At 73.0% G+C, this 3,994-nt stretch carries 3 protein-coding genes; all 3 read right to left on the minus strand.

Going from position 1 to position 3,994, the window contains the following annotated elements; translation table 11 throughout:
- On the minus strand, positions 1-364 hold a 364-nt coding region (locus tag DI269_RS13480; RefSeq protein WP_157974969.1), incomplete at its 3' end, for a hypothetical protein.
- Positions 365-375: 11 nt separating this feature from the next.
- Positions 376-2,427 (minus strand): glycosyltransferase family 2 protein, encoded by a 2,052-nt coding sequence (locus tag DI269_RS13485; protein ID WP_112136681.1) that lies wholly within the window; start codon positions 2,425-2,427, stop codon positions 376-378.
- 121 nt (positions 2,428-2,548) lie between these two features.
- On the minus strand, positions 2,549-3,994 hold a 1,446-nt coding region (locus tag DI269_RS13490; protein WP_157974970.1), incomplete at its 5' end, for a glycosyltransferase family protein.

A 3,994-nucleotide genomic window follows, 5' to 3' on the forward strand; every position in this document is an offset into this window, starting at 1 on the left:
CGGCGCGCCGCACCGTCCGCGTGTGCGCCCCGTCGGCGGCGATCGACCGCAGCGCCGGCGTCGCCGCGGACGTGAAGCCCGCGCCGAGGCGCTCCTCCCACTTGCGGACGTTCGCGAGCGCCCGCGTCTCCCGCTGCGCCGCCCGCAGGCGCCGCCGCGACAGCAGCTGCAACGGGCTCGCGACCCCGGAATCGCGCATCCGGTTGCGCAGCAGGTAGACCGTGAGCGCGGCCTCGGCTACGAGGACGGCCGCCATGCCCGGCAGGTACACCTCGGGCGGGGCCGTGAACGCGGCGCCCGCGGCGGCGGCCGTGACCGCCCCGAACCCGGCCGCGGCCAGCGCGAGCCTCTTCGCGGTGCGCATGCGTGCTCCGATCATCGCCGGGCCGCCCGCCGCAGCAGGGCCTTGAACCTGGGGAACCCGGCCGAGGACAGCGCCGCTACCGCGAGCGCGCCCGTGACGGACAGGGCCGTGAACGTCAGTGCCGCAGCGGTACCGGTCCCGGCGGCGAACCAGGACAGGACCGCGGCGACCCAAAGCAAGACGAAGACGGCGGCGAAAGCGGCGGCCATCAAGCGCCGAGAACCCGTGTTGCGCTCGGGCGCTTCGGCCCGCGGAGCCCCGGACCGCTTGGCCGCCAACAGGGCACCGACCGACTGCGAGGAGGTGGGACGGATGGTCCGCTCCCACACCTCGGTACTTCCGATCGCCGTGAAGGAGAACTCGTCGGAACGCCCCTCCCAGAGAGAAGCATCGGTGACGACCACTTTCTCGGCCGACACGAGGTCGACGGGAGCGACGAACTCGACCGGGTTGGGCCCGCGCAGGCTCTCATTCAAGAAGTCCAGGATCTCGGGCCGCAGGTGCCGAAGCTCGGCGCGCAGCCGCAGCAGCGACTCGACGTGCACGATCCCCACCGACCGCCCCGCGGTGGCGGCCTCGCGCGCCTGCTCGACCGCGCGGCTCTGGCCGTCCTCCCAGAACCGGCAGTCGACGACGTACAGCTCGTCGAAGGCCCGCCCGTCGAGCCGGACGCCCCGGCTCAGGCTGGGCGCGTACAGCTCCCGCACCGGCTGGTCGGCCTCGATGAACCCGCTGGCCTGGCCGCGGCGGATCGCCTCGCGCCAGTGCTGATGCGCGGACTGGTACGCCGACCTCGCCGGGTGCTGCCAGCCGTTGTCGATCTCGCTCGACGTCAGGGTGTCCCCGCTGAGGCGCACCAGGGTGAACACCTCGCCCTGGAGCTTGTGCACGGCCCGGTTCCCGAACACGGCCTTGAACCGGAAGTGGAACTCGGTGTCGGCGCCCTTGCGCAGGTTGTCGAAGTAGCCCATGCGCTCGCGCACCGGCTCGGTCCGGAACATCACCGACGTCGACCGCGGCCCCTGCACGGGCCGTCCGGTGTGGACGACCGTGAGGTCCTCCCTCACCCGGATGCAGTTCGCGAACGTCATCACCAGCGTCGGATCGGCGAGCATCGGCGCGACCTGCCGCTCCAGCCACCTCGGGTGCGCCCAGTCGTCGGAGTCCAGCCCGGTCGCGAACACGCCCTTGCACTCCAGCAGCGCCCGGTTCCTCGCCCGGTACGTGCCCGAGTTCTCCGGCAGCCGGAACAACCGGATCCGCTCGTCCATCCCGGCGGCCCTCGCCAGGACCTCCCCGTACTCGGGCCCGGACGCGTCGTCGACGAGCAGCAGCTCCCAGTTCTGCCAGCTCTGCGCGATCACCGACCCGATCGCCGTGAACAGCGTCTCATCGGGCCTGAAGCAGGTCATCACGACCGAGATCCGCCGCTGCCCGTTCACCGGCGCCGTCTCCCCGGCCTTCAACCGGTCGAACCGCACCCCTTCGCCCTCGGCGACTTCGAGGTCCGCCATCCCGGTGAACACCCGGAACCGCTCCAGCCATGCCCGCTCGTCCCCACCCCGCTCCGGATGCGCCGCATCGGCCTCGAACGCGTCCCGCCACCGCGGCACCACGTCCCCGTACCGCGCCAGCACCCCCGCCGCAGACCCCGTCACCGCCAGCGCCGCCTCGCCGTACCTGATCTGAAACTCCGGCAGCACCGACTTCGGCTCCAGCCTCTCGGCGAGCCTGAACAGCGCATACGCATCCTGATACTCCCGCCTGCGCGCGAGCGCGGCGGCATACCCGGCGAGCCGACCGGCGTCGATCCCGGAGGGGTCCGCCGCCGGGTCGTCCGCGAGTTCGAGCAGCGCCTCCCGGTCGAGTCCGGGGCTCGCGAGCGTCTCGGCGATCCGGAGCGCGAGAGTGGACCGGGTGCGGACCGCGGTCGCGTAGAGCGCCTGCACGGACTGGTTCCGGGCCTCGCTCAGCAGCAGCGCCGCCGATTCCGGGTCGAGTCCGTCCAGCACGGGCGCGGAGGCCGGGGCCGTGACGGGAGTGCGGGAAGCGGTGGAGGTCATCGAGGTAGTCAGCCAACCAAAGGAATTGGGAGGAACCGGGAAGCAGATCGGCGTCGAACCGGGCCGATCTTAACACGCACGCGCTGCTCAGCCGCGGTCCGCGCGGAGCGGTCGAGCCCGGTCACGGGGCGTCCGCCAGCGGCGGCCGGACCCCGAGGCGCACGACGCGGCGGACGAGCGCGGCGGGCGAGAAGTCCTCCTCGACCTTGCGCTGGGCGCGCCGGACCTGCTCCTCGTACCGGCCCGGCTCGTCGACGAGCCCGCGGATCACGCCCGCGACCTCGTGAGGCTCGCAGTAGAGCGCCCCGTCGCCGAACAGCGCCTCGAACCTGGGGTCCATGACGCACGGCAGGCCGACCGCCATGGCCTCCATGGGGGAGCGGCCGAACGCCTCCACGTACTCGCGGGAGGTGAAGTAGACGTGGACGTCGAGGCCGTGCAGGAACTCCCGCACCTCGACCGAGCCGAACGGGTGGTCGACCCAGTTGCCGGGGAGCGACCCGAGCATCTCCCGGGCGGTCTCGGCGCCGCCGAGCGAGTGGACCTCGAACTCCGGCGAGGCCGGGTAGCAGCCGAGCATCTCCTCCGGAGTGTCCGGCCACTTCTGCGGCGCGTCGCGGGCGTGGCGGCCGATGCGGACCGGCCCGTCGCCGGGGCGCTGCTCGGGGCGCAGCCAGTCGGCGACGTCGATGATCTCGTACCAGTACTCGTCGGCGATGTCGATGCCGTCGAGCTCGTGCCCGTGGTGGCGCTCCAGGGTCTCGCGCACGGCCGGGCCGATGGTGTACCAGGTGTGGTCGCCGAGCCAGTTCTGGACCGTCTCGAAGACGGTCCGCACGCTCCACTGCTCGCGGCGCCCGCCGTCGGCGTCGTAGAACGTGAACGGCGGCTGGTTGACCAGGAGCACCGTGCGGCCGGCCTCGATCTCGGGGAGCTCGTCCATGAGCCTGCCCATGATCGTGGGGAGCCGGACGATGGCGAGGTCGCAGCGGACGCTGTCGTGCCCGGTCACCATGACGACCAGGTCGTCGTCGACGAGTTCGGCGATCTTCGGGTTGACCGGGGTCGTCACGTCCCACTTGTAGACCGGGTGGTGCAGCAGGCCGACGCGGAGCCCGGCGCGGGTGAGCGCGGTGATGTCGGCGACGTTCGCCGAGGTGTTCCCGCCCGGGAGCCCGAAGTGGGACACGATCAGCACGTCCAGGGAGTGGTGGACGCGGGCGCTGTGCGCGCGCTCCTCGGCCTGGAGCCACGCGTCGAGCGTCCGCAGGGTCCGCATCCGGTGCTCCGGCGGGTTCGCGCGGTTGCGGGCGGTTCGCAGCAGCGGCTCGACCGCGGTCGCGGCGAAGCCGCTCTGGAGCCGCCCGGCCCACTTGTCGTGGTACAGGGCCTTCTCGTCGGCGTCGTCCTCGGCCTCCGGCACGGGCGCCTCGGCGGCGGCCGCGACCCGGTCGAGACCGCGCCGCACCTCCACGTTCCGGGACCGCCGGGCGACCGCGGCGAGGAGGACGGCGATCGCCGCCAGCTCGGCCGCGACGACCGCACCGACCACGGCGCCGGCCGCGGC

The organism is Glycomyces dulcitolivorans, assembly GCF_003265355.1.
Lineage (GTDB): Bacteria > Actinomycetota > Actinomycetes > Mycobacteriales > Micromonosporaceae > Glycomyces > Glycomyces dulcitolivorans.